Source organism: Weizmannia sp. FSL K6-0777, from assembly GCF_038593185.1.
GTDB lineage: Bacteria > Bacillota > Bacilli > Bacillales > Bacillaceae_C > Weizmannia > Weizmannia faecalis.
This window is the reverse complement of the sequence record NZ_CP151971.1, coordinates 3,339,434-3,365,756: the sequence shown is the minus strand read 5'-3', so window position 1 is coordinate 3,365,756 and position 26,323 is coordinate 3,339,434. Positions and strand designations below refer to the sequence as shown.

The 26,323-nt window shown below is 47.3% G+C and carries 24 protein-coding genes; 12 read left to right on the top strand and 12 right to left on the bottom strand.

Going from position 1 to position 26,323, the window contains the following annotated elements:
- Positions 1-302: 302 nt before the first annotated feature.
- The 11 genes from NST70_RS16150 to NST70_RS16100 form a co-directional block, all read right to left on the bottom strand.
- Entirely contained in the window at positions 303-1,970 is a 1,668-nt protein-coding gene (locus NST70_RS16150) for an alpha-glucosidase (RefSeq protein ID WP_035183260.1), read from the bottom strand.
- Entirely contained in the window at positions 1,967-4,249 is a 2,283-nt protein-coding gene (locus tag NST70_RS16145; protein ID WP_342475453.1) for a glycoside hydrolase family 65 protein, read from the bottom strand. Before NST70_RS16145 ends, NST70_RS16150 begins: the two co-directional genes overlap by 4 nt.
- A 29-nt stretch (positions 4,250-4,278) precedes the next feature.
- A complete protein-coding gene (locus NST70_RS16140) occupies positions 4,279-5,121 on the bottom strand; it encodes a DUF1189 family protein (protein WP_017551144.1) in 843 nt (280 codons plus the stop codon).
- A gap of 97 nt (positions 5,122-5,218) precedes the next feature.
- Positions 5,219-6,070 carry a sugar ABC transporter permease gene (locus NST70_RS16135; protein WP_017551143.1) on the bottom strand — a complete coding sequence of 284 codons (852 nt, stop codon included), beginning with the start codon at positions 6,068-6,070 and terminating at the stop codon, positions 5,219-5,221.
- Position 6,071: 1 nt separating this feature from the next.
- Complete coding sequence (locus tag NST70_RS16130; protein ID WP_017551142.1) at positions 6,072-7,379, bottom strand: sugar ABC transporter permease; 1,308 nt, start codon at positions 7,377-7,379, stop codon at positions 6,072-6,074.
- A gap of 382 nt (positions 7,380-7,761) precedes the next feature.
- Positions 7,762-9,033, bottom strand: coding sequence for an extracellular solute-binding protein (locus tag NST70_RS16125; RefSeq protein WP_014096796.1), 1,272 nt, complete (start codon positions 9,031-9,033; stop codon positions 7,762-7,764).
- A gap of 195 nt (positions 9,034-9,228) precedes the next feature.
- Positions 9,229-11,034 carry an alpha-glycosidase gene (locus NST70_RS16120; RefSeq protein ID WP_017551140.1) on the bottom strand — a complete coding sequence of 602 codons (1,806 nt, stop codon included), beginning with the start codon at positions 11,032-11,034 and terminating at the stop codon, positions 9,229-9,231.
- 19 nt (positions 11,035-11,053) lie between these two features.
- Positions 11,054-12,748 (bottom strand): alpha-glucosidase, encoded by a 1,695-nt coding sequence (locus NST70_RS16115; RefSeq protein WP_014096798.1) that lies wholly within the window; start codon positions 12,746-12,748, stop codon positions 11,054-11,056.
- Between the two features lie 160 nt (positions 12,749-12,908).
- Complete coding sequence (locus NST70_RS16110) at positions 12,909-13,865, bottom strand: LacI family DNA-binding transcriptional regulator (protein WP_017551138.1); 957 nt, start codon at positions 13,863-13,865, stop codon at positions 12,909-12,911.
- 6 nt (positions 13,866-13,871) lie between these two features.
- On the bottom strand, positions 13,872-14,555 hold the full coding sequence (gene pgmB, locus NST70_RS16105) for a beta-phosphoglucomutase (RefSeq protein ID WP_014096800.1): 684 nt from the start codon (positions 14,553-14,555) through the stop codon (positions 13,872-13,874).
- Positions 14,556-14,921: 366 nt separating this feature from the next.
- Positions 14,922-15,542, bottom strand: a complete 621-nt coding sequence (locus NST70_RS16100; protein WP_014096801.1) for a LysE family transporter — start codon at positions 15,540-15,542, stop codon at positions 14,922-14,924.
- A 401-nt stretch (positions 15,543-15,943) separates the two neighbouring features.
- Here NST70_RS16100 and NST70_RS16095 point away from each other — a divergent pair, with 401 nt between their 5' ends.
- Together NST70_RS16095 and NST70_RS16090 are read left to right on the top strand one after the other, a co-directional pair.
- Positions 15,944-16,300: a hypothetical protein gene (locus tag NST70_RS16095; protein ID WP_017551134.1), complete on the top strand. Its 357-nt coding sequence runs from the start codon at positions 15,944-15,946 to the stop codon at positions 16,298-16,300.
- Between the two features lie 233 nt (positions 16,301-16,533).
- Positions 16,534-17,961 carry a DEAD/DEAH box helicase gene (locus NST70_RS16090; RefSeq protein ID WP_014096803.1) on the top strand — a complete coding sequence of 476 codons (1,428 nt, stop codon included), beginning with the start codon at positions 16,534-16,536 and terminating at the stop codon, positions 17,959-17,961.
- A gap of 323 nt (positions 17,962-18,284) precedes the next feature.
- On the opposite strand, the gene NST70_RS16085 is transcribed toward NST70_RS16090, so the two are convergent.
- Complete coding sequence (locus NST70_RS16085) at positions 18,285-18,884, bottom strand: rhomboid family intramembrane serine protease (protein WP_014096804.1); 600 nt, start codon at positions 18,882-18,884, stop codon at positions 18,285-18,287.
- Positions 18,885-19,164: 280 nt separating this feature from the next.
- Here NST70_RS16085 and acpS point away from each other — a divergent pair, with 280 nt between their 5' ends.
- The 10 genes from acpS to NST70_RS16035 all read left to right on the top strand — a co-directional run bounded on the left by acpS (position 19,165) and on the right by NST70_RS16035 (position 26,323).
- Positions 19,165-19,515: a holo-ACP synthase gene (gene acpS / locus NST70_RS16080; RefSeq protein WP_014096805.1), complete on the top strand. Its 351-nt coding sequence runs from the start codon at positions 19,165-19,167 to the stop codon at positions 19,513-19,515.
- A gap of 140 nt (positions 19,516-19,655) precedes the next feature.
- Positions 19,656-20,672, top strand: coding sequence for an outer membrane lipoprotein carrier protein LolA (locus tag NST70_RS16075; RefSeq protein ID WP_014096806.1), 1,017 nt, complete (start codon positions 19,656-19,658; stop codon positions 20,670-20,672).
- Positions 20,673-20,873: 201 nt separating this feature from the next.
- Positions 20,874-22,025, top strand: a complete 1,152-nt coding sequence (gene alr, locus NST70_RS16070; RefSeq protein ID WP_014096807.1) for an alanine racemase — start codon at positions 20,874-20,876, stop codon at positions 22,023-22,025.
- 152 nt (positions 22,026-22,177) lie between these two features.
- On the top strand, positions 22,178-22,456 hold the full coding sequence (locus NST70_RS16065) for a hypothetical protein (protein WP_014096808.1): 279 nt from the start codon (positions 22,178-22,180) through the stop codon (positions 22,454-22,456).
- Positions 22,457-22,460: 4 nt separating this feature from the next.
- Complete coding sequence (locus NST70_RS16060; RefSeq protein ID WP_013860680.1) at positions 22,461-22,811, top strand: type II toxin-antitoxin system PemK/MazF family toxin; 351 nt, start codon at positions 22,461-22,463, stop codon at positions 22,809-22,811.
- Between the two features lie 489 nt (positions 22,812-23,300).
- Positions 23,301-24,128 (top strand): RsbT co-antagonist protein RsbRA, encoded by an 828-nt coding sequence (locus NST70_RS16055; protein WP_014096809.1) that lies wholly within the window; start codon positions 23,301-23,303, stop codon positions 24,126-24,128.
- A gap of 3 nt (positions 24,129-24,131) precedes the next feature.
- A complete protein-coding gene (locus tag NST70_RS16050; RefSeq protein ID WP_014096810.1) occupies positions 24,132-24,488 on the top strand; it encodes an STAS domain-containing protein in 357 nt (118 codons plus the stop codon).
- 4 nt (positions 24,489-24,492) lie between these two features.
- Positions 24,493-24,894 (top strand): anti-sigma regulatory factor, encoded by a 402-nt coding sequence (locus NST70_RS16045; RefSeq protein WP_014096811.1) that lies wholly within the window; start codon positions 24,493-24,495, stop codon positions 24,892-24,894.
- A gap of 13 nt (positions 24,895-24,907) precedes the next feature.
- Positions 24,908-25,918, top strand: a complete 1,011-nt coding sequence (locus tag NST70_RS16040) for a PP2C family protein-serine/threonine phosphatase (RefSeq protein ID WP_017551130.1) — start codon at positions 24,908-24,910, stop codon at positions 25,916-25,918.
- A 69-nt stretch (positions 25,919-25,987) separates the two neighbouring features.
- Positions 25,988-26,323 (top strand): anti-sigma factor antagonist, encoded by a 336-nt coding sequence (locus tag NST70_RS16035; RefSeq protein ID WP_026104587.1) that lies wholly within the window; start codon positions 25,988-25,990, stop codon positions 26,321-26,323.

Genomic DNA, 26,323 nt, shown 5'->3' with positions numbered 1-26,323 from the left:
TCACATAGGCCGCATCTACGTTAAGAAAGCGGTCAGAATTTCGTTCAAAAGTGATCGTAGGGAGGCGTCTGCGATAAGAAGCGGGACAAATTCCAGCCATATCTCCTGCGAAAGAAACGTGCCTAGACTTTCAGCCAAAAATCTACCAAACCAAAGAAACAGCAAAGAGCCCCTCATACGCAGGATAGAGGGCTCTTTGCATAAAAAAGCAACCGGGCAAAGCGGAGGCGTATGGCGGAGCAACCGCCGTACAAACACGCTCTTTGCATCCAAAGGCAATCGGGTGAACATAGCACAAAAATCTATTTTTCCAGATAATAAATTCCTGCTTCATACGGGCGGAACAGCGTGCTGGAGCGCGTATCTTCATAGTTTCCAAGCAGCAGTTTCCAGTTGCCATCCGGTTGATCAAAGCTTACCGTGTTTTCGCTTAAGTTGGCGGCAACGAGCAGCTTTTCCGATTCATTCTCCCTCGTGTATACGTACAAATGCGGATGGTCCGGCATCAGCAGCTCATACCGGCCGTCTGTAAACACATCATATGTATGCCGCAGCTTGATCAGAGATTGATAGTAATAAAAAATCGAATTCGAATCTTGAAGCGCTTTTGCTACGTTGATCTCCGGATAGCGGGCGTTCACTTTAAGCCACGGTTTTCCGGTTGTAAAGCCGGCATTCGGACCGCTGTCCCACTGCATCGGCGTCCGTGCATTGTCACGTCCTTTTTTTCGGACAGCTGTTAAAAATTCATCCTTCGTCATGATTTGATTTTCCAGTACGAGTTCTTGATAAGCATTCCGGATTTCAATATCATCATATTCTTCGAGTTCAAGCGCGGCATTCACCATCCCGATTTCTTCCCCCTGGTAAATAAAAGGGGTCCCTTTCAGTCCGTGCAAAATGGTGGCAAACGCTTTTGCACATTCCGCCCGGTACGTTGTATCATTGCCCCAGCGCGATACAACCCTTGCCTGGTCATGGTTTTCAAAGTAGAGCGCATTCCAGCCGGTATCCGCGAGCGCATATTGCCAGCGGGAAAGGATTTGTTTCAATTCAATGAGGTCAAAAGGCTTCAGAGCCCATTTGCCGGCAGGGCTGCCTGGTTTCGTATCGACATCCATATGTTCAAAGTTAAAAATCATATTGAGTTCATGGCGGTCCGGCCCCGTATATTTCTTGGCGATTTCGACATCGGATCCAATGGCCTCCCCGACAGTCATGCAGTCGTATTTCGACAGCACTTCGCGGTTCATTTCCTGGATGAACGCATGGAGGCGCGGCCCGTTTGCATGATACTTGCCAATGTCGTATTTTTGCCCTTCCGGAAGTTCATAATCAGGAAAATCAAGAAACTTGGAAATCGAGCCGATCACATCCATGCGCCAGCCGTCCACCCCTTTATCCATCCAGAACTTCATCATATCGTAAATCTCTTTCCGCACTTTTTCGTTTTCCCAGTTTAAGTCAGGCTGTTTCTTTGAAAAATAGTGCAAATAGTATTGCCCGGTTGTTTCGTCGTACTCCCAGGCGGAACCGGAAAACATCGAACCCCAGTTGTTCGGAGGGGTGCCGTCCGGTTTCGGGTCTTTCCAAAAATAAAAGTCGCGGTACGGATTATCCTTCGATTTCCGGCTTTCGACAAACCAGGCATGTTCATCGGAGGTATGGTTCACGACAAGATCCATTACGATTTTAATCCCGCGTGCATGGGCTTCGTCAAGCAGGCGGTCCATATCTTCATTTGTCCCGAACATCTTGTCGATCTTGCGGTAGTCACGGATGTCGTAGCCATTGTCATCCTGCGGCGAGTCGTACACCGGGCTGATCCAGATGCAGTCGATCCCAAGTTTCTTCAAATAGTCGAGCTTATCCATAATTCCCCGCAAATCGCCGATCCCGTCACCATTTGTATCATAAAAACTACGCGGGTAAATCTGGTAAACAACGGCTTTTTTCCACCATTCTGTCATGACAGCTCATACTCCTTCGTGTACGTATTTGTTAGATGGATGAATTCCCCGTATAACTTCAATTCAAGCGGTTCGCCTTCCAAAAGGGAGATGGTGACTTCTTTTTTGTTTACTTTCACTTCAAGGAGGCGGTGCCGGTAATTGATTTTAAATGCGTATTCATCCCAGTCTTTCGGTAAAAACGGCACAAACGACAATGTTTCATGGAAGGTGCGCATGCCGGCAAACCCGTGGACAATGGAAAGCCAGCTTCCGGTCATGGACGTGATGTGCAGCCCGTCTTCCGTATCATGGTTATAGTTGTCAAGATCAAGCCGGGACGTGCGCTTATACAGTTCGACCGCTTTGTCTTCTTTTCGAAGCTCAGCCGCTAGAATCGCATGGACGCACGGGGAGAGGCTCGATTCATGGACGGTGAGCGGTTCGTAAAATTCAAAATGGCGCCGCTTTTCTTCTATTGTAAACGCATCATTGAAGAAATAAAACCCTTGCAGTACGTCAGCCTGCTTAATATAACAGGAGCGCAGAATCCGGTCCCATGACCAGTGCTGATTGAGCGGCAGATCTTCTTTCGGGAGGCAGCTAACTGGTTTGATCGGTTTATCCAGGAAGCCGTCCTGTTGTAGAAAAATGCCCAGCTCTTCATCATACGGAAAATACATCCGGTCGATAATATCCTGCCAATGCGCGCGTTCTTCTTCCGTAATATTCAGCGCGGCTGCTTTTTCCGCACCGGTAAAATCAAGGGACGCAAGGGTATATTTAAGCGTCCAGACGGCAATCCGGTTTGTGTACCAGTTGTTGTTGACGTTGTTTTCATACTCGTTCGGGCCGGTGACGCCATGGATCATGTATTTTTTCTTTCGCTCGGAAAAATGGACACGGTCGGCGAAAAAGCGGCTGATCCCGACGAGGACGTCAATCCCGTACTGGCTGATGTAGTCTTTGTCGCCGGTGTAATTGACATAATTGTAAATGGCATAAGCAATGGCGCCGTTCCGGTGAATTTCTTCGAATGTGATTTCCCATTCGTTATGGCATTCGATCCCGGTAAAGGTGACCATCGGATATAAAGCGCCTTTCAGCCCGAGTTTTTTTGCGTTTTCATACGCTTCTGGAAGCTGATGGTAGCGGTAGAGCAGTAAATTTCTTGTGACTTCCGGCGTGGCAACGGCCAGATACATGGGTACGGCATAGGCTTCTGTATCCCAGTACGTCGCGCCGCCGTATTTTTCGCCGGTGAAACCTTTCGGGCCGATGTTTAAGCGCGGATCATCGCCGTAATAGGTCGAAAAAAGCTGGAATAGGTTAAAGCGGATCCCTTGCTGGGCTTCCGGATCGCCGGAAATGCGGACGTCTGCTTTCTCCCACCGTTTATGCCAGGCTGCTGCGTGCTCCTCGTACAGCTTTTCGTACCCGTTTTCCAAAGCCTGTTCAAGCAATTCGTAGGCGCGGGGGAGGAGCGCATCTTTTTCATAGTCCCGGCTTGTCGTGACAGAAACGATTTTATCCAGAAGGAGCGACTCGTTTTCGCCGAGCGTTTTTTCATATACGTGGCCGGCATAAAGCGTATCCGACTCACAGGAAGCAAGCGTTGCCTCCGTCAGATTGCCCATGGCGGCAGCTACGGTAAAACGGGGAACACCGAACGGGTTTTCAATTGTTTCCGTGACAACCGCGGCCTTGTCTTCCGTTGCTTCAGACTGGATTTCCGTCCAGAACATTTCATCATAATTGGCGTCTTCGTTTTTGACATTGCCGTCCAGGAAAGGTTTTAACGTGAGGACGGCCGGATTGCCAAGATTGGTGGCACGGATTCGGATCGCGGCAATTTCTTTATAGACAATGCTGAAAAAACGTTCAAATTCAATTTTGACTTTCTTGCCAGACTTTTCGACAAGATAGGAATGGCGCAAGACGGCATTTTTCATATCAAGTTCCAGTTGAAATTGTTCGAGCGGGTCCAGAAACAGGTCAATTTCCTCTTGATCAATCCAGACGCGCAACCCGACAAGATTGACTGCGTTAATGACCTTTCCGAAATAATCGGGATAGCCGACTTTCCACCAGCCCACCCTTGTTTTATCCGGGTACCAGACCCCTGCAATATACGTGCCCTGGTGATGGTCCCCGGAATAAGACTCCTCGAAATTCCCGCGCATTCCCATATAGCCGTTTCCTAAAGAAGCGATGCTTTCCTGAAGCCGAATATGTTCACGGTGGAGCTTCGTTGTTTTTAAAGTCCATTCATCTACATCGAAAAGCCGGTTATAATACATGAGAAATCCTCCTCGTCAGCATCTTGTATTTACATGTCGTCCGCCAGAAATTTTGTTTTTAAAAAAATCATCGCAATGAAAAGCACCATGCCCAGTGATTGGATCATCATCATCGTTGCAGCACCTGCGCCGGCAAAGCCTGCCAACATGGCAATAATGGACGGAACCCCTGCTGCAGATAGTGTAATGGTTGCAGCCTGTCTCAATGACCGGATGCCGGAAGAACTTGAAAAACGTGTCAGCCAAAGTATCAGGGACACTGCCCCCATTAAAAGTATATTGCTGAAAAGAAACAGGATTCCGATCAGGCATGAAACAAGCGGAATCAGGTTGACTTTATATTGCCGGAACCAGAGAGCGCCGGCAAAAGAAGCAAGGTCACGGCCGTTTTGGATCGTGATCTTCTCGTTTCCGGCCGGGTAGCGGACGGAAAAGCCAAAGCCGTTTTCATCAGCCAGAATGAGCCGGTCTTTCCGGAAAAGGAGCGCATTTTTGTAATGCGTGACTTTTGTATGGTAATGGCTTTCTGAAACGGCAGCGGTTTTGCCTGGGTCAAAGGAGATAATCGTATCTCCGTGATCCTTTGTCCACGCGTTGCTGGATTGGAGCATGCCGTTTTGAAAGGAAAGGACGGCGTTTTGCCCGGTATATCCGGTTTGCACTGCTTCGTATAAATGCGGCGCCACTTGCTTTAAACTGATATTTCCTGCCTGCGCAAAAGAGAGTGAAAGCGGGGCAATCAGGCAGGCGTTTAAAAAGAAAAAAATGAGAATCAGTTTCCAAACGCCAAGCGCGCCCCGGTGCCGGAAGATTTTTACGGGTGAAACGATCGTCGCAAAATAACCAGCAGGGAATCTTTGAATCTGTTCCATAAGCAATCCCACATTTCAATAAAGTATTCTATGTTTTTTTGCAAGTTTTTTCCGCATGGGCCGGCAGCTGTTAAAGCTGTTCATCTCGTTACGCACTTTATCCTTTTGTGCCCCCCGACGTCAGCCCGGATACAAAGTTTTTCTGCAGGAAGAAAAACAAAATACAGATTGGCAGCGCGGCTAAAATGGCGCCGGCAGCAAAGAGCGTCACCTTTTGCTGGGTCGGGTTGGAAATAAATTGTTGGAGGCCGACCGCCACGGTTAAATGTTCTGGTGTCCGGAGCAAAAATTTAGCCAGCAAATAATCCCCGAACGGCCCCATAAATGCCCAGAGTGCCTGGACGGCAAGCATCGGTTTAACAAGCGGGAGCACAATTTGCCAAAATACGCGCAAATGGCCGGCTCCGTCAATTCTTGCCGATTCGTCCAAATCGCGCGGCACCGTATCGAAATAACCTTTCATCAGCCACGTATTCATCGGAATGCCGCCGCCAACATAAAGCAAGGTTAAAAACCAGTACGTATCGAGCGCGTTCAGGATATTCGCCAGGACATAAAATGCGGTCAAGGCCGCCATTGTCGGAACCATTTGGATGATCAGGAAAAAGACAAGGCTGTACTTTCTTCCTTTAAAACGGTAGCGGCTGTAAGTGTAGCCGGCAAGCGTCACGATGACGATCTGTAAAACCATCGTTGCTACCGCGATGATAAGCGTGTTTTTATACCATTCCGGATACAGCGTCTGGGTAAACAGCTGGCGGAAATTGTCCAATGTCCAGTGGGAATGAAAATCCAGCTGGAAGGAAACGATATTGGACTCCCGGAAAGCAGACGACGCTGTAATGAGCAATGGGTACAGAATGATCACACTTAATAGGATTAAAAATGCATAGGTGAAAAACCGGTTCCAGAAACGGGTAAATTTTTGATTTTTCATTAACGCCTTCATCCTACATCATCTCCTCATTGCCGAAAGCGTTTGTCTTTTTAAAGGCGATCATCGAGAAGGCAATTACAATAAATGAAATCATAAGGGTAATCGCCGCGGCCATCGCGTACTGCGGCGATGTCCCGGTCGTCAGTTTATAAATCCAGGAAATTAAAATATCGCTCGACCCGGCCCCCGCTCCGACACTGCCCGGCCCGCCGTTATTAAAGAGATAAATAATTGAGAAGTTATTAAAATTAAATGTGTACTGGGTGATCAGAACAGGCGCGGTGGCAAATAAAATCATCGGCAGGGTAATCCTGCGGAACTTTTGCCAGAAATTTGCGCCGTCAATGATGGCGGCTTCGTATAAATCGCCCGGGATCGACTGCAGAACGCCGGTGACCATCACATAAATATACGGGAAACCGAGCCATGTCTGGATCATGATCAAGGCCACTTTTGTCCAGAACGGATCCGTTTTCCACGAGATGGCCGGAATGTCGGTAAACAGAAGATGGTTGAGCAGCGGAATGACCTGGGCATTGATGGCACCGATACTGTCATTGAAAATGTTGGAAAAGCTCATAATGGTAATAAAGGCCGGCACCGCCCATGGCAGCAAAAAAATGATCCGAAACAGCTTTTTCCCTTTGATAAAAGGCTGGTTTACCACACAGGCTGTTAAAATGCCGAGCACAATCTGGCCGGTGGTCGCGCATAATGTCCAGATGATTGTCCAGCTGAGCACACTTGTAAACGTGGCCCGATACGAGCTAAGCGAAAAAATATTTAAGAAATTTTTGATCCCGACCCAGTCAATCAAGCGGAAAGGCGGAATATGATAAAAATCATAGTTTGTAAAAGCAGTGAACAGCGTCACAAGCACAGGAAAAATGATGACGAATGTCATGGCCACATAGGCCGGAATCGTCAGCAAATAAGGAAAGCCTGCATCCCATGCGTTTTTTAAAATGGCCTTGGTGGATGTGTTGGCTGTCCCCTTTAAGTTCCAGATGGCGGCAACACGCCGGGCATCATAAATATTCAGCAAATAAAAAGCTAGAAAAATTGCGATCAAAATGATTTGCAGGGAACCCTTGATCAGCAGAAACAGCGAATGGTCAACCCGCGGGACAGAACCCAGCGTGATAAAATCGTTTATTGCCGGGATGCCTGCTACGATCATTTGGATGGCAAAAAGGATAAAAATAGCCAGAAAAAGGACGCCTTTAAAAGGCTGCTTGTTATAAAACTGGCCGAGCCCCGGGATCAGGGAGAAGAAGCCGGCTTTTCGGACATCCTTCAGTTTATTCGGTTCGGTTTCCATTTTGATTACCTCGTTTCTATATTGGTCTTTCCAAAAAATCCCGCTGGCAGATTTTCATGCTGCAGCTATAGAAAATGAGCGAAACATGGCTACTTTGTGCCTTTTGCAAATGGATGACTTGGTCTTACGTCCATGTGATACAGCGCTGCAGTTTTGCGGCAGGGACACCTTTTTGAAAATATTTCATTTTTTGTTGGCAGCAGATTTTTGTGGTCCGGATGCCAATCTTGAAAATACGCGCAGTTGACTTATGTTACTGGTGCTTTTTGCAACATGGACGCCAAACCTGGAAGTTTACACGGCTTTCAACCTGCTAACGGCCTAGCACCATATTTTGAAAACCAGGTGGAGCGTATCCCCACCTGGAAATGGATAAAGCGGATTATTTATTGGAATACTTTTGGGAAATATTGTCTTTGATCGTCTTCACCGCTGCATCGGCTGCCTGCTTTGGTGTTTTCTTGCCGCTCGCTGCGTCAAACATCGTCGATTCCATACCGGTCCAGACTTCTGCCATTTCTGGAACGTTCGGCATCGGCTGGTCGGATTTGTACTGTTCAACAACCGCTTTTGTCAGTTCATCATTTGTCGCAGCCGCTTTTTCGCGCGCAGTCGGGTTGGCAGGGATTTCTTTGTATTTTTCATAGAATTTGTAGCTGTTTGCGGAGTTGGTGACGTATTGAATCCATTTTTCCGCAAGTTTCGGTTCTTTCGTATAGTTGGAAGCAACCCATCCTTTTCCGCCGCCGAATGCTTCGTACTTGTGGCCGTTTGGAAGCGTCGGGATCGGGGCTACGCCGTAATTTACTTTTGCTTTCGCGTAGGTGTCCGCCGACCAAGGACCGTCAATGACGGCAGCCGCTTTGCCTTTTGAGAATTCTTCTGTTACAAAGTCGCCGGAGCTTTTTGTATCTTTCATTCCTTTTGGCCAAATATCTTTAAACCAGTGTGTGGCGTACGTAATGGCTTTTACGGAACCGGCATTGTTCAACCCGATATCTTTTGTGTTTGTGCCGTTATCGCCGAACACATAGCCACCGTAACCCGCGAGCAAGCCGTAAGAATAGTAGAAGTCCGTCCATTTAACAAGGAATCCTGTATTCTTTCCGGATTCGGATGAAAAATTATATTTGCTGTCTTTCGCCAATTTTTCAAGATCGGCAAATGTTTTTGGCGGGCTTTTCAACAAATCTTTGTTGTAATAAAGGACGAGCGTTTCAATGACGAACGGGACGCCGTAAACTTTGTTGTCGATCATGACTTGGCGCTGGTCTTTTGCATCATAGGCGCTAACATCTTTTTTGGACAGTTTAAGCAGATGCCCCTGCTGGCCGAGTCCGCCGATCCGGTCATAAGAAGCGAGCATCACATCTGGGGCTTTTCCTGCCGGGCCGTCCAAAGGCAGTGCTTCCAGCTGGTCAAACATCGGCTTTTTGACCACTTTTACAGTACAATTGTTTTTCTTTTCAAAATCGCCCTTAATACTGTTGACATAATCGGCATAAGATTCTTCCACGGAAACCGTGAGCGTCTTTTTGCCACCGCTGTCTTGAGAAGATCCGCTGTTTGTTTTTTTCGATCCCCCGCACGCGGCGAGCGCCATGATGACGCCCAAGACAAGCGTAAGCACGAACAGCTTCTTGAATACTTTCATTTCATGAACCTCCCTTTTTTGGTACAACTTTATTATAGAAGAGAGTGGAAAACGGTTACAATGTAAAATTTTCTGTTAACGGTAACAAAATGAAAAGCCCCCTGCCAATTATCCGGCAGGGGGGAGGGGTAGTTTGTGATTTTTAAAATCGCAATGGGAAGCGACGAATGGGTTTCAAGAACGCTACGGTCAGGGTCAGTTTGTGATTTCCAGAATCGCAAAGTCCATTGGCGGGAGGACAAGGGTTTTGCTTGAAACCGGTTTGTTTTCCCAAGCGTCTTTTACGGTGTCCGGTTTTACATCCAGCTCGCTCCACGGGATGGTCTGTTCTTGGTCCGACCGGTTAAAGGCAAACAGCAAGGTGCATTTTTCCCCTTTGCGCAGGAAGCTGACCACTTGTTTTTCGTTATCGGTTTTCAGCCAGACGAGATCGCCGTATGTCAAGGTTTGTTGATGGTCTTTCCGGAAGCGGATCAGCTTTTTCATAAATGCGAGCATGTCGCGATCCTGCTTGTCTTCATCCCAGACCATGCATTTCCGGCAAAGCGGGTCACCTGCGCCGTCTATTCCGACCTCGGTGCCGTAATAAATGCACGGCGAACCGGTATGCGCGAACGTAAAGGCAAGGGCAAGCTTCACCTTTTGCTTGTCACCGCCCGCTTTTGTCAAAATCCGCGGGGTGTCATGGCTGTCAAGCATATTAAACAAAACCTCGTTGTTGGACTGCATATAGTGCATAAACTGCTGGTTGAGGCTGTGCATCAGTTTTTCAGCGGAAATGTTTTCATCCACAAAGTATTCAATTATCGTCTGCGTAAATGGATAATTCATGACCGAATGAAACTCATCGCCTAAAAGCCAAGGCCATGCATCATGCCAAATTTCGCCGAGAATAAAAACATCCGGTTTCTCGCTTACAACGGTCTGGTGGAACTTTTTCCAAAAAGCATGGTCGACTTCGTTGGCGACATCAAGGCGCCAGCCGTCAATGTCAAATTCACGGATCCAGTATGTCGCAATATCGAGCAAATGCTGTTGGACTTCGGGATTGGCCGTATTCAACTTCGGCATGCTTGTCGTAAAAGCAAACGTGTCAAATGAGAGCGTATCATGCCCGTCAATGTTCCCGTTTTCGCCTTCGCGGACCGGGAAAGAGTGGATATGGAACCAGTCTTTGTAGCGCGATTTCTCCCCGTTTTTCAGCACATCCTGCCACTGTTTTGAATTTTTCCCAATATGGTTGAACACCGCATCGAGCATAATCCGGATCCCGCGCTTGTGGGCTTCTTTCACCAGTTTGCGGAATGTTTCTTTATCGCCGAAATGCGGGTCAATCGTAAAATAGTCGAATGTATCGTATTTATGATTGGAAGGGGCTTCGAAAATCGGCGTCAAGTAAATCCCGTTAATGCCTAGATCGGTGAGATAATCGAGATGGCCGATGATCCCCTCGAGGTCGCCGCCGAAAAAGTCGTCCACGCCCGGGTCTTTGCTTCCCCACGGCAGGGCATTTTCCGGAGAAATGGCGGGATTGCCGTTTGCAAACCGTTCAGGGAAAATCTGGTACCAAATGGTGGACTTCACCCAGTCAGGCGCCTTGAACATATCGATTTCGTGCATAAACGGAAATTTAAAATAATAGTCAGGCACCCGCAGTGTATCTTCATTTGCCGGGTAAAAGCCGCGCCCGCCATAAAAAATGTTGCTGCCATCCGTGCCGGTAAGGATAAAGGCGTACTGCAGGCGGCGGTGCGGCGGACGGACTTCGGCAAACCAGACATCGTGCGCCTCTGTTTCAGCCTTTTTTTCCATTTCGAGGCGTTCAGATTCCCAGTGATATTCCCCGTCTTGCTTTTTTTTAAATAAATACGGGTCTCCCCAAATGAGGACGGCTTTCTGAATATCCCCTTTTTTCGTGCGCAGCTTCAGGTGCATCGTTTTTTTGTCATATACATATGCATCCGCGCTGAACGGCTGATGAAAAATTCCTGCGTGTTCCATCTTTTCTCCTCCTCTTATGCTACTCCTGTAATAAAACAAAGCATTCAAAAGGCGATAGCACCAGTTTGCTTGGCACCGCTTTGCTATGATAGCCGTTGTTATTGAGCAGGCATGCCCATCTGTGGCGGGTAAGCTCCGGGCAGGTAAAGGTCTGCAGCTTTTTCGATGTATTGCAGACAATCATGGCACAGCTGCCTTCATGCTTCCGTATATACGCGTAGATGTCCGGGTCCTCATCAGCCAGCATTTCCCAGCTGCCGGCCGTAAAGACAGGCATTGATTTTTTCAGTTCGATCAGCTTCCGGTAATAATGCAGCACGGAGCCGGGATCTTTTTCCTGCGCCGCTACGTTCACGGTCCGCGTATCTTCATTGATGCCGAGCCACGGAGCATATGTAGAAAAGCCGCCGTATCGATCATTGTTCCACTGCATGGCGCCTCTTGACGTATCTTTAGAGCGCTGTTGCACCATTTTTAAAATTTCTTCCTCCGCATAGCCTTTCTTTTTCGCAATTGTGGCAAGCCCTTTGATACTTGGGTCCTCATAGTCTTGGAGCCGCGGGAGCTTCAAGTTCACCATGCCGATTTCTTCGCCCTGCAGCAAAATCGGCAGCCCCCATTGCAAATACATCAAAGTAGCAAGCATCTTTGCGCTTTTTTCCCGGTATTTACCTTCGTCCCCGAAACGCGACAAGGCCCGCGGCATATCATGATTATTCCAGTAGAGCGAATTGAAGCCTTCCCCGTACAAGTCATGTTGCCACTGGGACATCGCTTTTTTAAAAGCAAGCAAGTCCCATTTTCCCTGTTGCCAGTTTTGCGGAATGCCAGGTTTTTTTGCTTCTGTGTCAAACCCTAAGTAGTTAAAGGTAATGATGCAGTCGCATTCTTCGCGGTCCGGCCTTGAATAAAGCCGGGCAAGCTTCGTGTCGGCGGAAGCTGTTTCCCCGATTAAAAAAGCTTCCGGATGCTTCGCTTTAATCGTACGGTTAAATTCACGGATATAATCATGGACACGCGGCAGGTTGGCATAATACTGTTCTGCAAGCACAAAGGCTTCTTCCGATTTTGTTTTAACGGGAAGAAAACGGGTGTCCTTTGCCAGGTGAATGACCGCATCCAGCCGGAATCCGTCCACACCTTTATCCAGCCAGAATAGGGCGATTTTTGCCATTTCTTCGCGCACTTTTTTGTTCTCCCAGTTCAGGTCGGGCATTTTGTCGCTGAACAGATGAAAATAATATTGCCCGGTTTGTTGATCCAATGTCCATGTGCTGCCGCCGAAAAAGCTCGCCCAGTTCGTCGGTTCACGCCCTTTGACAGGGTCATGCCAAATGTAGTAATCCCTGTACGGATTTTCTTTGCTTTTCCGCGCTTCTTGGAACCACGGGTGGCGGTCTGACGTATGGTTCAGCACGAGGTCCAGAATGATTTTAAGCCCGCGTTTTTTCGCTTCCTTGATCAGGTGTTCCACATCTTCCATCGTGCCGAAAACCGGGTCGATTTTTTCGTAGTTGCTGACATCATAGCCATTGTCCACATGCGGCGATGCGAAAATCGGATTGAGCCAGATGGCCGTTGCCCCGAGATCACGGATATAATCCAGCTTTTCAATGATGCCCGGGATATCGCCCACGCCGTCCCCGTTTGCATCTTTGAAACTGCGCGGATATACCTGATAGATGACAGCTTCTTTCCACCACGCATCTTGCAAAGCGGTTCACCTCCACGTTTCTTCTATACCCTTTCAACGTATCATCACCCCTTTATCCGGAACAAATTTTTCAGCGATGTTACCGTTAACAAAATGCTTTTTACGGGTTTGATTGGCCCAAGCCCATCCTGAAAAAAATAAGCAACCGGTGTAAGGCTGCTTATTCACAGACGGTGGAGGGGCGGATGACCACTTCCGGTTCAAAAAACTGGTGCCCTTGGGATTTCCCGTTTTCCTGAATTTTTTTCAACAGCATGCGTGCACATGCTTCTCCCATTTTTACAACGGGCTGGCGCACGGTTGTAATATGGGGAGCGGAAATCCGGTCAAGAAACACCCCGTCAAAACCGGTGACCGCAACCTCACTTGGTATGGATAGCCGCAGCGATTGGGCGGCTCTGATCACACCGAGGGCAATCCGGTCGCTTGCGCATACAAACGCGCATCTTTCCTTCCGGCTGGATAAAATTTTTTCCGCTTCTTGCTGGGCGGCGCTTGAACTGTTTTTGACCCTGCAAAGAAACGGCGGCAACCCGTTTGCTTCGGTTGCATCCAGATAACCTTTTTGTCTCGCAAACATAAAGGGCTCTTGCAGGTCAATGCCGAAAAAATAAATTTTTTTAAACCCGCGGCGAATGACATGCTCTGTTAACAGCCGTACGCCTTTTTCATTGTCCACATCAATAAAATCAAACCCTCTGTCATTTTGCCCGAATAAAATCACCGGTTTGGAAAATTCTTTTAAAATGGTATCGTAATCCTGGCTGCGGACACCCGTCGCAATCACACCGTCGCACTGGCCGATGTCCTTCGATTTCCGTGTGACCAGCTGAAGCGAGTAGTGGTTTTGGTCGAGCTCCCTGGCAATGCCGGCCAGCAAGTTCATATAATACGGCTCTGTTGTGTCCATTTCTTCCAATATCAGGAACTTGATGACCTGGGTACGGTTGGAGACGAGGGCACGTGCCGCATAATTGGGTACATAGTTCAACTGCTCCATCGCCTCATATACCAGTTTTTTTAAATCATCTCTAACCTGTTCGGGGTGGTTAAGGACCCGTGAAACCGTCATCTTTGAAACATTCGCCTGTTTTGCGACATCGGAAATGGTAACCATCACGCCTCATCCTTTATTTTTCAGAAGAAATGCGCTTTCGATTTTTTCAAAGTCAAGATCCTGCGTCCCTTCAACAAGGAAATCCGCCTGCTTCATGTTTTCCGGCGTGCCGACCCCGACTGCAAACATGCCGGCCGCTTTAATGGCCTGGATGCCGGCTTCCGCGTCTTCAATGCCGATGCAAAATGCCGGATCCGCGTCCAGCTTGCGGGCGCCGGTTAAAAAGATTTCCGGATCCGGCTTGCCGTGCTGAATGCGGGCAGCGTCCACGATTTCATCAAAAAAGGAAGCCACCCCCAGTCTGTCGATGACAAACATGGCGTTTTTGCTCGCGGAAGCCAGCGCTGTTTTGATTCCCCTTTCCTTTATATCTTCGAGCAGGTTGTGGATGCCCGGAAGCAAATCGGCAGGGGAAATTTGGCGGATCAGTTCTTTGTAATATTCATTTTTCCTGTCCGCGAGCTCGCTCAGCTTTTCTTTAGAAAAGGAAGGCTCCGGCCGGGCGTTCTCCAATATTTTCTTTAAAGAGTCCATGCGGCTGAGCCCTTTAAGCGCTTCATTAAAATGGCGGTCAAAAGGAACCTGCAGCTCATCAGCCAGCTTTTTCCATGCTAAGTAGTGGTATTCCGCAGTATCTGTGATGACCCCGTCTAAATCAAAGAGAACGGCTTGAATATGTGAAGCTGCCATTGACAATTCTCCTCCAACTTATAAAGTTTGATTGCTGTTATGATTAGTATACGGGAAATTTCTCTTGAAAACTATGGAACTATATAAGTTGCTTGTCGAAACCAGCAGAAAAGGCGAAAAAGATTCAGAAAAAGCGAAAGAACTGGCGAAAAGCCGGAAAAATCCGGCGCATTTCGAAAAACGCGGTATAAATGAAAGGATTCCATGCCCACTTCAGAAATCATCCCTTTATTTGAAAAAAAGGTGACTGAATCGGCAAAAAGGGCCGGACGGTAAAAAAGCGGGCGGAAAGCAAGAACGTGCTGATTTTTTCCGGAAAACCAGCGAAAAGGTACAAGAGTTCGGCGGGACTTTTGTTTGCTTATGCTATAGACTCTTGACCGCCTGAATGCCGAAATAAATGCCGAAACCGACAAGAGACAGGCCGGACAGCCTCGAAATGAAAAGAATCAAACGGTTGGTTAGCAGTTTTCCGAAGCTGCTTGAGACGGCAGCCATCGAAAAATCCCACAGCGCCACTCCGATAAAGATGGCCAGGCTGTAGAGGAGAAACTGCTGCGGGCCTACAGATTCAGCTGTTTTTGCAAGCACGGAACCGTAAACGCCGAGCCAGAATAAAATGGTGAGCGGATTGGTCAGAGACATCAGAAAACCGGTCAGGAATGATTTGGACAATTTTTCTTTGTTTCTCATCAAACCGGAAATCGGCTGATTGGCTGCAATCATGCTTTCAATGCCGGTGTATGTAAGGACAAAGCATCCGAAAAACCAAAGGAATGATTTTACAAATCCGATGCTGAGCAAATGGACGACACCGAGATAAACGAGCAGCATATACAAACCGTCCGCTGCCATGGCACCGATTCCGAGCAGCCATGAGTGGAGAAAGCCATTTTTAATCCCCTTGTCAATTTGAGCGGCATTCACCGGCCCGATCGGCGCAGCAAGCGACAGCCCAAGAAAAATATAACTAATCATGCTTTCCATCATTTTCCTCAGCCTTTCCATCATGCGATTGATATATTTGTATTCAGAAACTATAGCCTGTACAACTAATAAAAGCAAAATGGATGCCATAAATGAAAAAATGAACCCAAACGATGAAAGTGCATAAACAGAGTCGATGGGTTAAAAGTGCGCCATTATTCTTCCATGGATTGCTTTTCTGTCCATGGCTTCTAAAAGGGTTTGATCGAATGATGGATGGAAAAGCAGGCACGGGAATTGAAAATGATCATTTTTTTGTTTCAGCGGTTTAAAAATTTGAAGCCTATGTCCCTTTATTTTTCCGCTCATTTGCTCCTTCGAGTAAAATATTACCCATACAAAGAACGAGCAAAGAAAGTACAAAGCATATGGTTTAGAATAAATAGAAAGGATGTGCTAAATTGAAAATAAAAAATATAGAGTGGATTTCCAAAGAAGCTTTAGAAGCTGAAGTAATCGTGACGGATGGAGAAACCGAAATCAGATGCTTTGCCCAACCGTTAAATTACACAGAAGGCTATGTATTAAAGAACCCGATTTACTGTTTGAATGTTTCTGATTTGATGAAGGCGGAAAAGCCAAAGTACACAATTGAAAAACTGGATGAATATTTTTCCTATAGATTTACAGGGAAATTAGTGCATAAAGAGAAAGTGTTGGTTGGCAAATTTATTCTAGAACTGGATAATGAAATACCTGGAGATATAAATGATGGCGATTTTATCACTTTTTTGTGCCAGAGATTAGATATCTTTTAGAAAAATTGTATAGCGGCGACCATTGTACCGAAAAATTGAAAGTCCCAAAATGATTGTGAAAAAACCACGGCTCCATATTCGTTGAAATCTTGCCGTATTCATGTTACGATTACCGTACATCGTTTACGCTTTTAGCTGACAATGCTCAAAAGAGTATATTTTTTTGCCGAAAAGGGTAAAACCCTAAGGAAGACATGCGGCCCTGTTGAACGTTTAGAAGGAGATTGAGAAGATTGACGAAGTTTTCAGAATTAAATTTAAGCCCGGCGATTTTAAAAGCTGTGAAAAGAATGGGATTTGAAGAGGCATCGCCGATTCAGGCAGCCACCATTCCGCTCACCATGCAAGGGAAGGATATTATCGGCCAGGCGCAGACAGGTACGGGAAAAACTGCAGCATTTGGCATACCGTTAATTGAAAAGATTGATCATAGAAGCCGTAATATTCAAGGAATCATTATCGCGCCAACCCGCGAGCTTGCCATTCAAGTATCTGAAGAATTGTACCGGATCGGCCAGGATTCGCGCGTTCATGTGCTGGCTGTTTATGGCGGCCAGGATATTTCGCGTCAGATCCGTGCGCTGAAGAACCATCCGCAAATTATTGTCGGAACACCGGGACGGATTCTTGACCATATACACCGGGGAACCTTGAAACTCGACCATGTGCATACGCTTGTGCTTGACGAAGCGGATGAAATGTTGAATATGGGCTTTATTGATGACATTGAAGCCATTCTTTCCACCGTGCCGAAAGACCGCCAAACGATGCTGTTCTCGGCAACCATGCCGGATCCGATCCGGAAAATTGCCGAACGCTTCATGAACAACCCGGAACTTGTCCGTGTGAAAGCAAAAGAAATGACCGTTCCGTCTATTGAACAATACTACGTCAAAGTCCAGGAACGCGAAAAATTCGATGTATTGTCAAGGCTTTTGGATGTACAGTCTCCGGACCTTGCGATTGTGTTTGGGCGCACGAAGCGGAGAGTTGATGAACTGGCGAATGCCCTGAACTTGCGCGGCTATCTTGCAGAAGGTATCCACGGTGATTTGAGCCAGGCGAAACGCTTATCGGTACTCCGGAAGTTTAAAGACGGGAAAATTGATGTGCTTGTTGCCACCGATGTTGCCGCACGCGGGCTGGATATCTCGGGTGTAACCCATGTTTACAATTACGATATTCCGCAGGATCCGGAATCCTATGTGCACCGGATCGGAAGAACGGGCCGTGCCGGACGGGAAGGCATGGCAATGACCTTTGTCACGCCGCGGGAAATGGGCTATCTCAAAACGGTTGAACAGACAACGAAAAAGAGAATGCTCCCGATGCGCCCGCCGACCTGGGATGAAGCGTTTGAAGGGCAGCAGCGCGTCACCATGGAACGGATCGGGGAAACCATCAAAGAAGGCAATATTGATGAATATATGTCGGTAGCGAAGGAGCTGCTTGCAGAATATGACCCGGCTGAGGTCACGGCAGCTGCTTTGAAACTGATGACGAAAGAGCCGGATAAAACACCGGTTCATATTTCAGAAGAACGGCCGCTTCCGCATAAAAAAGACCATAGCAGACGGGGCAAGCCTGCAGGGTCCTACAAAGGGTCTTACAATAAGGGAAGAAAGCCGAGAAGAACAACAACAAACCGCAAACCATTTTAACCAAACGAAGGCGGGGCCAAAAAAATAGAGCATCATCAGCTTTACGAGCGGGTCGGTTTGTATCCGGCTGCGACTCTTTACAAGTAAAAATGCCGGTATGGCAAAAGTTGCCGGCGCCCCATTAAAAAAGCAACGGCAGCTCCCGTTGCTTTTTTTAAAGCGGAAGAATCCGCTTTTTTTCGTAAAAGCCTTTCCCCCGAGCAGCACGCCGGTAATGCGGCTGAAAAGAATTGGCTTTTTTTAAAGCGGAAGAATCCGTTTTTTTCGTAAAAGTCATTCCCCCGAGCAGCACGCCGGCAATGAGTCCGGAGAATTGACTTTTTCTAAGCAGGAGAAGCCGCTTTTCTTTGCAAAAGCATGCCTCCGAGCAGCATGCCGGCAACGAGTCCGGAAAGATGGGCTGTGTGGTTGGCACCAGGCTGCATCATAGCCGTTACAACGGAAATGACCGCAATCGATAAAATGGTTTGCCGGCTTGTTTTTGGCACATCTTCCCCGACCCAGACAAGGGCGACATATGCGCCGATCAGGCCGAACAGGGCACCGCTCGCACCGGCATGGGAATAGGTAAGCGGAAGCAGAAAAAAAGAAGCGAGATTGGCGCAGCATCCGCAGCCAAAATATAATAGGGTAAACTTCCATTTTCCGGCCAGCCGTTCGAGACAGGGGCCGAGCAGCAAAAGGGAGAAGGAATTCAACAGCAGGTGGCTGAAATCAATATGGACAAAAACAGGGGAGACAAGCCGCCATATTTCCCCTTGGGCAATATAAAGGTTCACACCGGACAGTGTTTCATAAAGGGTTTGTGTTGGTAAAACCGGAAGCCGCATGGCCGCAAACAAGAGGCACTGGGCCAGGAAAATGGCAGATACGACGGGATAGGAACCAATAAAAGCAGAAAAGCGGATCGGGCGGATCAGCATTGCAAATACTCCTTTCAATGGAAAAGCTCTATTTATACATATGCCGGAAATGACGAATTAGACGTCCGGCCTGCTTCTAACCGCAACCGCCAGCAGGATGGAAAAAGGGATAGCCCAAATCCGGCGCGTATTTTCAAAAAGGGCCGAACCGCCATCATGGATACCAGCAGAACGATTTACCGGCGCATATTTTCACGGAAGGCAGAGGCACCGCAGCAGCGTGAAAATCGGGTATCGGAAATTTTGTGGTTTATACTCTGGAAAAAAAGAAGGTGAGCGCATGATCAAAGGAATTGGCATTGATATTGTCGAGCTTGAAAGGATAAAAAAGCTGTATGAACGGCAGCCGCGGTTCCCGGGGCGGATTTTAACAAAAGCGGAGCAGCAAAAGTTCTGCAAGTTGACAGAAAAAAGGAAAATTGAATTCCTGGCCGGCAGGTTTGCGGCGAAAGAAGCTTATTCCAAAGCTTTTGGCACGGGGATCGGGGGCGCGTTGTCTTTTCAGGAAATTGAAATCGCAAAAGATGAAAATGGCCGCCCGTATTTTTCAAAGCCGGCCGAGCCCCATGCCCATTTGTCGATCACGCACAGCCGTGAATATGCATTCGCCCAAGTGATTCTGGAAGACTGAAGCTATAACGTTTTTTCAATTCCCCATCATACAGGCCCGGGTTGTCTCATATATTCAGAGTAAGAGAGGAGAGACAAGGCACGGGCTTTTGATGAAGCCTTTCTCTTCATAAGATTTGAGACAATAAAGGGGTTGAAAGGATGAAGAGAAAGTACTGGGTTTTGTTTGCGGCGCTGTTTGCCATTTTTCTGCTTTCCGCCTGCGGAGCGAAAAAACCGCAGGATGTGGCCGGAAAATTAAATGAAAAAGTGGAGAAGATGGACGGCTACAAGCTGAATGCGAAAATGACGCTGAAAACGGGCAATGAACCGCGGACATACAATATTGAAGTTTGGCACAACCGGCCGGGATATTACCGTGTCAACCTGAAAAATGCGGGCGAGGGGCAGAGCCAGATGATTTTGCGCAATAAAGAAGGCGTGTTTGTGGTCACGCCCGCCCTCAACAAAAGCTACAAATTTCAAAGCGACTGGCCGAACAACACAAGCCAGGCGTACCTTTATGAATCACTTGTGAAAGACATATTGAAAGATAAAGAGGCAAAGATGACGGTGAAAAAGAACCGATATGTGTTTGAGACGAAGACACGCTACCAAAATCATAAGATGCTGCCGTACCAGCAAATTACTTTTGACAAAAGGACGCTTGCACCAGTCAGTGTGAAAGTGATGGACACGGACCGCAATACGCTTGTCAGTGTGCTTTTTACGAAAGTGGATTTTAATGCAAAATTCGACAGCAACGCGTTTGACACGAAAAAAAATATGACAGGGGCGAAACTCGAAGTGCCGGTGGACGGAAAGGTCGGCAACAAAGAGTTTTCGGTAAAATATCCGACGGCAAAAATCGGGGGGACGACGCTGCTCGATGAACAGGAAGTTGCCGTTGCAAACGGCAAGCGCGTTATTTTGACCTATACGGGCGATAAAACGTATACGCTGATTGAGGAAAAGGCAGAGGTACTCCCTGCTGCTTCCACAGAACCGATTCCTGCAAACGGGGAAATGGCGGATCTCGGGTTTGCGTTCGGGATCAAGACAGGCGACTCCCTGTCCTGGACGGTGAACGGTGTCGAATATACGCTTGCCTCCAAATCGCTCACGGCTGCGGAAATGATGGAAGTCGCCCAGTCTGTCGGAGGAGAACCGGAAAAATAAAATGCGGATAACCCGTTCGTAAGCACTAAAAGCACAAGCCCGCAGCCATTCTCTGCGGGTTTTTTTCTTGATGCGGTTACAGCATGTTGCTTTCGGCAATCCGTCCCAAACCGGTTTGATAAGACTTCCTTTTAAAAACCATTGACAACGCTGGCTACGCGTTCGATAATCAGGATATGGAATCATAAAGGAAGTGTAATCATGGCTTTTTACCGGGATACATGGGTGGAAGTCGATTTGGATGCCATTTCGGAAAATGTCGGAAATATGCGCCAGCTTTTGCCCGAGCATACGCAAATCATTGCGGTTGTAAAAGCGAACGCCTACGGGCACGGCGCGGAATATGTGGCGAAAACCGCGCTTGCATCCGGAGCTTCAGCGCTTGCGGTTGCATTTTTGGACGAGGCGCTCGCGTTACGAAAAAAAGGGATTACCGCTCCGATACTTGTTTTGGGGGCAGCCCGTCCGGAAGATGCCGGAGTCGCGGCTGAAGAAAACATCTCCCTGACTGTTTTTCAAAAAGACTGGCTTGAGGAAGCAGGCCGGTATTTAACCGGGCGGAAACTATCCGTCCATCTTAAATGTGATACCGGAATGGGCCGGATTGGCGTAAGAACCCTACAGGAATTAAAAGAAGTGGAAAAAATCGTGAACCAACAATCCTGTTTCTATTTTGAAGGGATCTTTACCCACTTTGCGACAGCGGATGAAATCGATACGACTTTGTATGAAAAGCAATATAGCCAGTTTCAGGATATGGTTTTAAACCTCGAACACCGCCCGCCGTATGTGCACTGCGCAAACAGCGCCGCCGCTTTGAGATTTGACCAGTCTCCGTTTAATGCTGTCCGTTTCGGCATTGCAATGTACGGGCTCTCCCCTTCGCCCGCCATCAAGCCGGTTTTGCCGTTTCCGTTAAAAGAGGCGTTCTCCCTTCATACGAAGGTGACGCATGTGAAACAAATCCATGCCGGGGACACGGTGAGTTATGGTGCCACTTATCAGGCTTCCGGCGATGAATGGATCGCCACGCTGCCGATTGGATATGCAGATGGCTGGATCCGCAGGCTTTCAGGTCAGGAAGTGATCATTGACGGGGAAAGAGCGCCTATTGTCGGCAGGATTTGCATGGATCAATGCATGGTCAAGCTTGCCCGTCCGGTTGCTGTCGGGACAAAAGCAACCTTGATTGGAAAGCAGGGAGATTTGTCCATTCCTGTTGACGAAATTGCCGAAAAGCTCGAAACCATCAACTACGAGGTTACCTGTTCCATTTCAAGCCGGGTGCCGCGCATTTTCCTGAAAAACGGGAACGATGTCGCGGACGTGTCGAATCCGGTCCTTGAAGGTTGAAAAATGTTTTGGCGAATTTTGAATAATGACATGATTTTTTTGCCGATAATAGACAGGAATGGTGATTTGGCCTTTGCATATAGTGTATTTGATGGTATGATGAAAAGGGAATGGAAAGTAGAAACGGTGTCTAGTGCGTGGAGGTGTAGCAGGTGTCTGAACCTATTTCAACAGAAATTTTAGTCCGCTTGCCGCAGCAGCTGTTGACGGAATTGGACGGATTTGCTGAAACTGAAAATATGAATCGCAATGAATTAATTTACCGTGCCACAAAAATGTATTTAAAAGAACGGAAAAAACGCCAAATCCGCGAAACGATGAGGCGTGGTTACATGGAAATGGCAAAAATTAATTTGGCGATTGCCTCCGAAGCGATCCAGGCTGAATACGAAGCAGAACATACAGTTGAAAGCCTAGTAAGCGGGGGGTAATCCTTTGATTGTTAAGCGTGGAGACGTGTACTTCGCCGATCTATCTCCGGTGGTCGGCTCCGAGCAGGGAGGCGTACGTCCTGTCCTCATTTTACAAAACGACATTGGAAACCGTTTTAGCCCCACTGTCATTGTTGCCGCGATAACAGCGCAAATCCAGAAAGCAAAATTGCCCACGCATGTGGAAATTGATGCAAAGCGTTACGGTTTGGAAAGGGATTCTGTGATATTGCTTGAACAAATACGCACAATCGATAAACAACGCTTAACGGATAAGATTACGCATCTTGATGAAGAAGTCATGGAAAAAATTGACGACGCCCTGCAAATCAGCCTGGGACTGGTCGAATTTTAGGAACGCTCTTTTTAAAGGGCGTTTTTTCATTCGGCAGGCTTTGCCATTCTTAAAATAAGCTGGAACAAAAGAGAGATCATCCCGTCGCCCGTTTTAGCATATTTTTTCACGTGCTGCGGTCAAACATGCGCAACCCACCTTCAAAAAAAATACAACGAATGTGGTTTAACCCTATCTGAAAACGGGTATATGATAACGCTATAAGATAAACCAAAGAAAATTTCCGAAAAATGCTGCTTTTGCCCGATTCCTGTGCCATTTACATAAAAAATATTTTCCGGTTGCCGGCAAAAACAGATATAATAACTTATAAATCAAATGGATTTTTCTGTGTTTTTTCAACAAACCGGTTCAGAAAAAAGCCATCCGCCGGGGCGAAAGGCAGCAGTTCATTTGTTTTTGTGCAAGCCTTCCGGAAAAGCCCGGCATGTCTAAAGCAGGCTGTCAAAGAAGGGCGCTTCAAACTGTTCGGAGGAAAGAGGGTTGATCATGCAATCATATTTAGCGAAATTTATACCAGAACATAAAGATGAAATACTGGATGAATGGATGAAAAGCATGAAAGCAAAAGGCGGTGCCCCGTTTCATTTTGATGAAGGGGTGGTGTTTGAAAAAACAAGCCGGGATTTTGTCGAAGTGATTCTTGCGCGGTTGACGAAAGGCAATCACGAATACGAGAAACAGCTCGGCGAGTTTTCCGAAAGAATCGTGACACTGGGCTGGCCGCTCACTTTTGCAACGACTGGCATTCAAATTCTCGGGGATATTGTTTACAACCTGATGATGAATAACAACCCGGATGTCGTGTTTGAAAAGCACCAGGAATTCTGGGAAATCTTCCGGGAATGGACCAATGCCGTTCAAAATGAATTTGTCAATGCCTACACCACCATCTGGGAAAAAACCATTTCGCTTCAGCAAAGTGCGTTAAAGGAATTGTCCGCCCCCTTGATTCCGGTGTTTGACAAAATTGCCGTCCTTCCATTAGTCGGCACCATTGACTCGGAAAGGGCAAGACAGATTATGGAAAACCTGCTGTACGGCATTGTGAAAAACAAGTCGGAGGTGGTACTGATCGACATTACGGGCGTGCCAGTTGTTGATACGGTTGTTGCCCATCATCTCATTCAGGCGGCAAATGCTGTCCGGCTTGTCGGCTCCCGCTGCATGCTTGTCGGCATCCGTGCTGAAATTGCACATACGTTAACAAATTTGGGAATCAAATTAAATCATATTACAACAACGAGTACACTGCAAAGAGGAATTGAACAGGCTCTTGAAATGACAGGGAGGAAAATCGTAGAATGGGAGGGTTGATTGATGCGCATACCCATTTTAAAGCTGGGAAACTGCCTGCTGGTCTCGATCCAATGGGAGCTTGATGACCAGACAGCTTTGGAGTTTCAGGAAGATTTGCTTAAAAAAATATACGAAACGAATGCAAGCGGTGTTGTCATCGACATCACCTCTATCGATTTTATTGACTCATTCATCGCAAAAGTGCTGGGCGATGTGGTCAATATGTCCAAAATGCTGGGCGCAAAAGTGGTCATCACCGGAATCCAGCCTGCAGTCGCCATTACCCTGATCGAGTTGGGAATTACGATGGAGGGCGTCATGACGGCACTGGATTTGGAAAGCGGCCTGGAGAAATTAAAACAGGAATTGGGGGACTAGCTGTATGGATAACCATTCCTGTGTAAAAATTTTGAATGAGTGGGATATTGTGGCCGCCCGCCAGCTTGGGAGAAACATTGCAAGGGAGCTCCATTTCGGTGCTGTCGACCAGGCAAGAATCACAACGGCCATCAGCGAACTCGCCCGCAATATTTTTATATACGCAGGACAAGGGGAAATCCGGATTGAGAAAGTTCTGCAAGACGGGAAAAAAGGGCTGAAAGTGATCGCTACAGATAAAGGGCCGGGGATTGAAAATATCCGGAAAGTAATGGAAGACGGCTATTCCACATCCGGAGGGCTTGGGGCAGGCCTGCCGGGAGTAAGACGCCTGATGGACGAATTTGATATCGTTTCGGCGCCGAATGAGGGAACAACCGTTACCGCAATCAAGTGGATACGATGATAGGAGGAAAAAGATGGATTTCCGCGATGCAATGGAGCAGGAATATAAAGAGATTCTCAGCCATTTTTTACAGCATCCGGATGAACAGGCGCTGTACCAGTGCGAGAAGTTCAGCCGCAAACTGATTGAAAACCGGATCTCTCCTGAAGACATGATTATGTGCCACCGCTCTGTTTTGCAGCAAATCGAACCCGGGCTTTCCAAAACGGTGCAGCAGTCCTTTGATGTCCTGCTGGAAGTTATGCTTGCCTACGGGCTCGTTTACAGGGAACAGCAAAGCCTCCGGACAAAACAAAAAGAACTGAAGAGCGAAATTGAGATTGCTGCGGGCATGCAGCAAACCCTGCTCAAGGCGAATGTCCCGGAGCAGGATGGCATTGATATTGGCGTGATCAGCATGCCGGCCAAACAAATGAGCGGCGATTATTATCATTTTATTGAAGATGAGAACCGCCGTATCGGCATTGCAATCGCGGATGTGATCGGGAAAGGGATCCCGGCGGCGCTCTGCATGTCCATGATCAAATACGCGATGGACAGTTTGCCGGAATACAGCCACCAACCCCATATCATTTTGGAAAATCTGAACCGCGTCGTTGAACAGAATGTCGACCCGAGTATGTTTATCACGATGTTTTACGGTATGTATGACCCGGTAGTACATAAGTTCTCCTACGCATCCGCCGGGCACGAGCCCGGTTTTTACTATCATGCGGAAACGGATGAATTTGAGGATTTAATCGCAAAAGGGCTGCTTTTGGGCATTGAAAAAAAATCGAAGTATCATGAATATATAAAAGATGTACAGCTCGGCGATATGATTGTGCTGTTGTCAGACGGTGTAACGGAATGCCGGACAAAGGAAGGATTTGTCAGCCGGGAAACGATTACCGGCCTGATCCGGAAAAATATTCGCAAGAGCGCACAGGAAATCGTGGAAAATGTGTACAGGGAGCTGGAAAGATGGCAGGAATTTGAATTGTGTGATGATTTTACCTTGCTGATTTTAAAAAGAACTGCCTAAAAGCAGGTTTGCCATCAGCCCGGAAAGGGTATGAACCACTTAGTGATGAATGTTAAAGAGGTGAAAGAAATGGACTTTGCAGTAGATGTAAAGGAAAAGGAAAGTCAAAATACCTTAAACGTAACCATTTCGGGGGAAATTGACGCATTTACAGCTCCAAAATTAAGAGAAGCATTTGAACCATATGAAGGAAAAGCAGGTTTGGAAGTTTTAATAGATTTAACCAATGTTTCATATATGGACAGCACCGGGCTGGGTGTTCTGGTCGGTTTGTTTAAAAGCTTGCGGGCAAACGGCGGGATGCTCACGTTGACGGGGCTTTCCGACCGTTTGAAACGGCTGTTTGATATTACAGGCCTTTCCGACATCATGAAGATTAATACCGAAATAGAAGGTGGAGTGTGA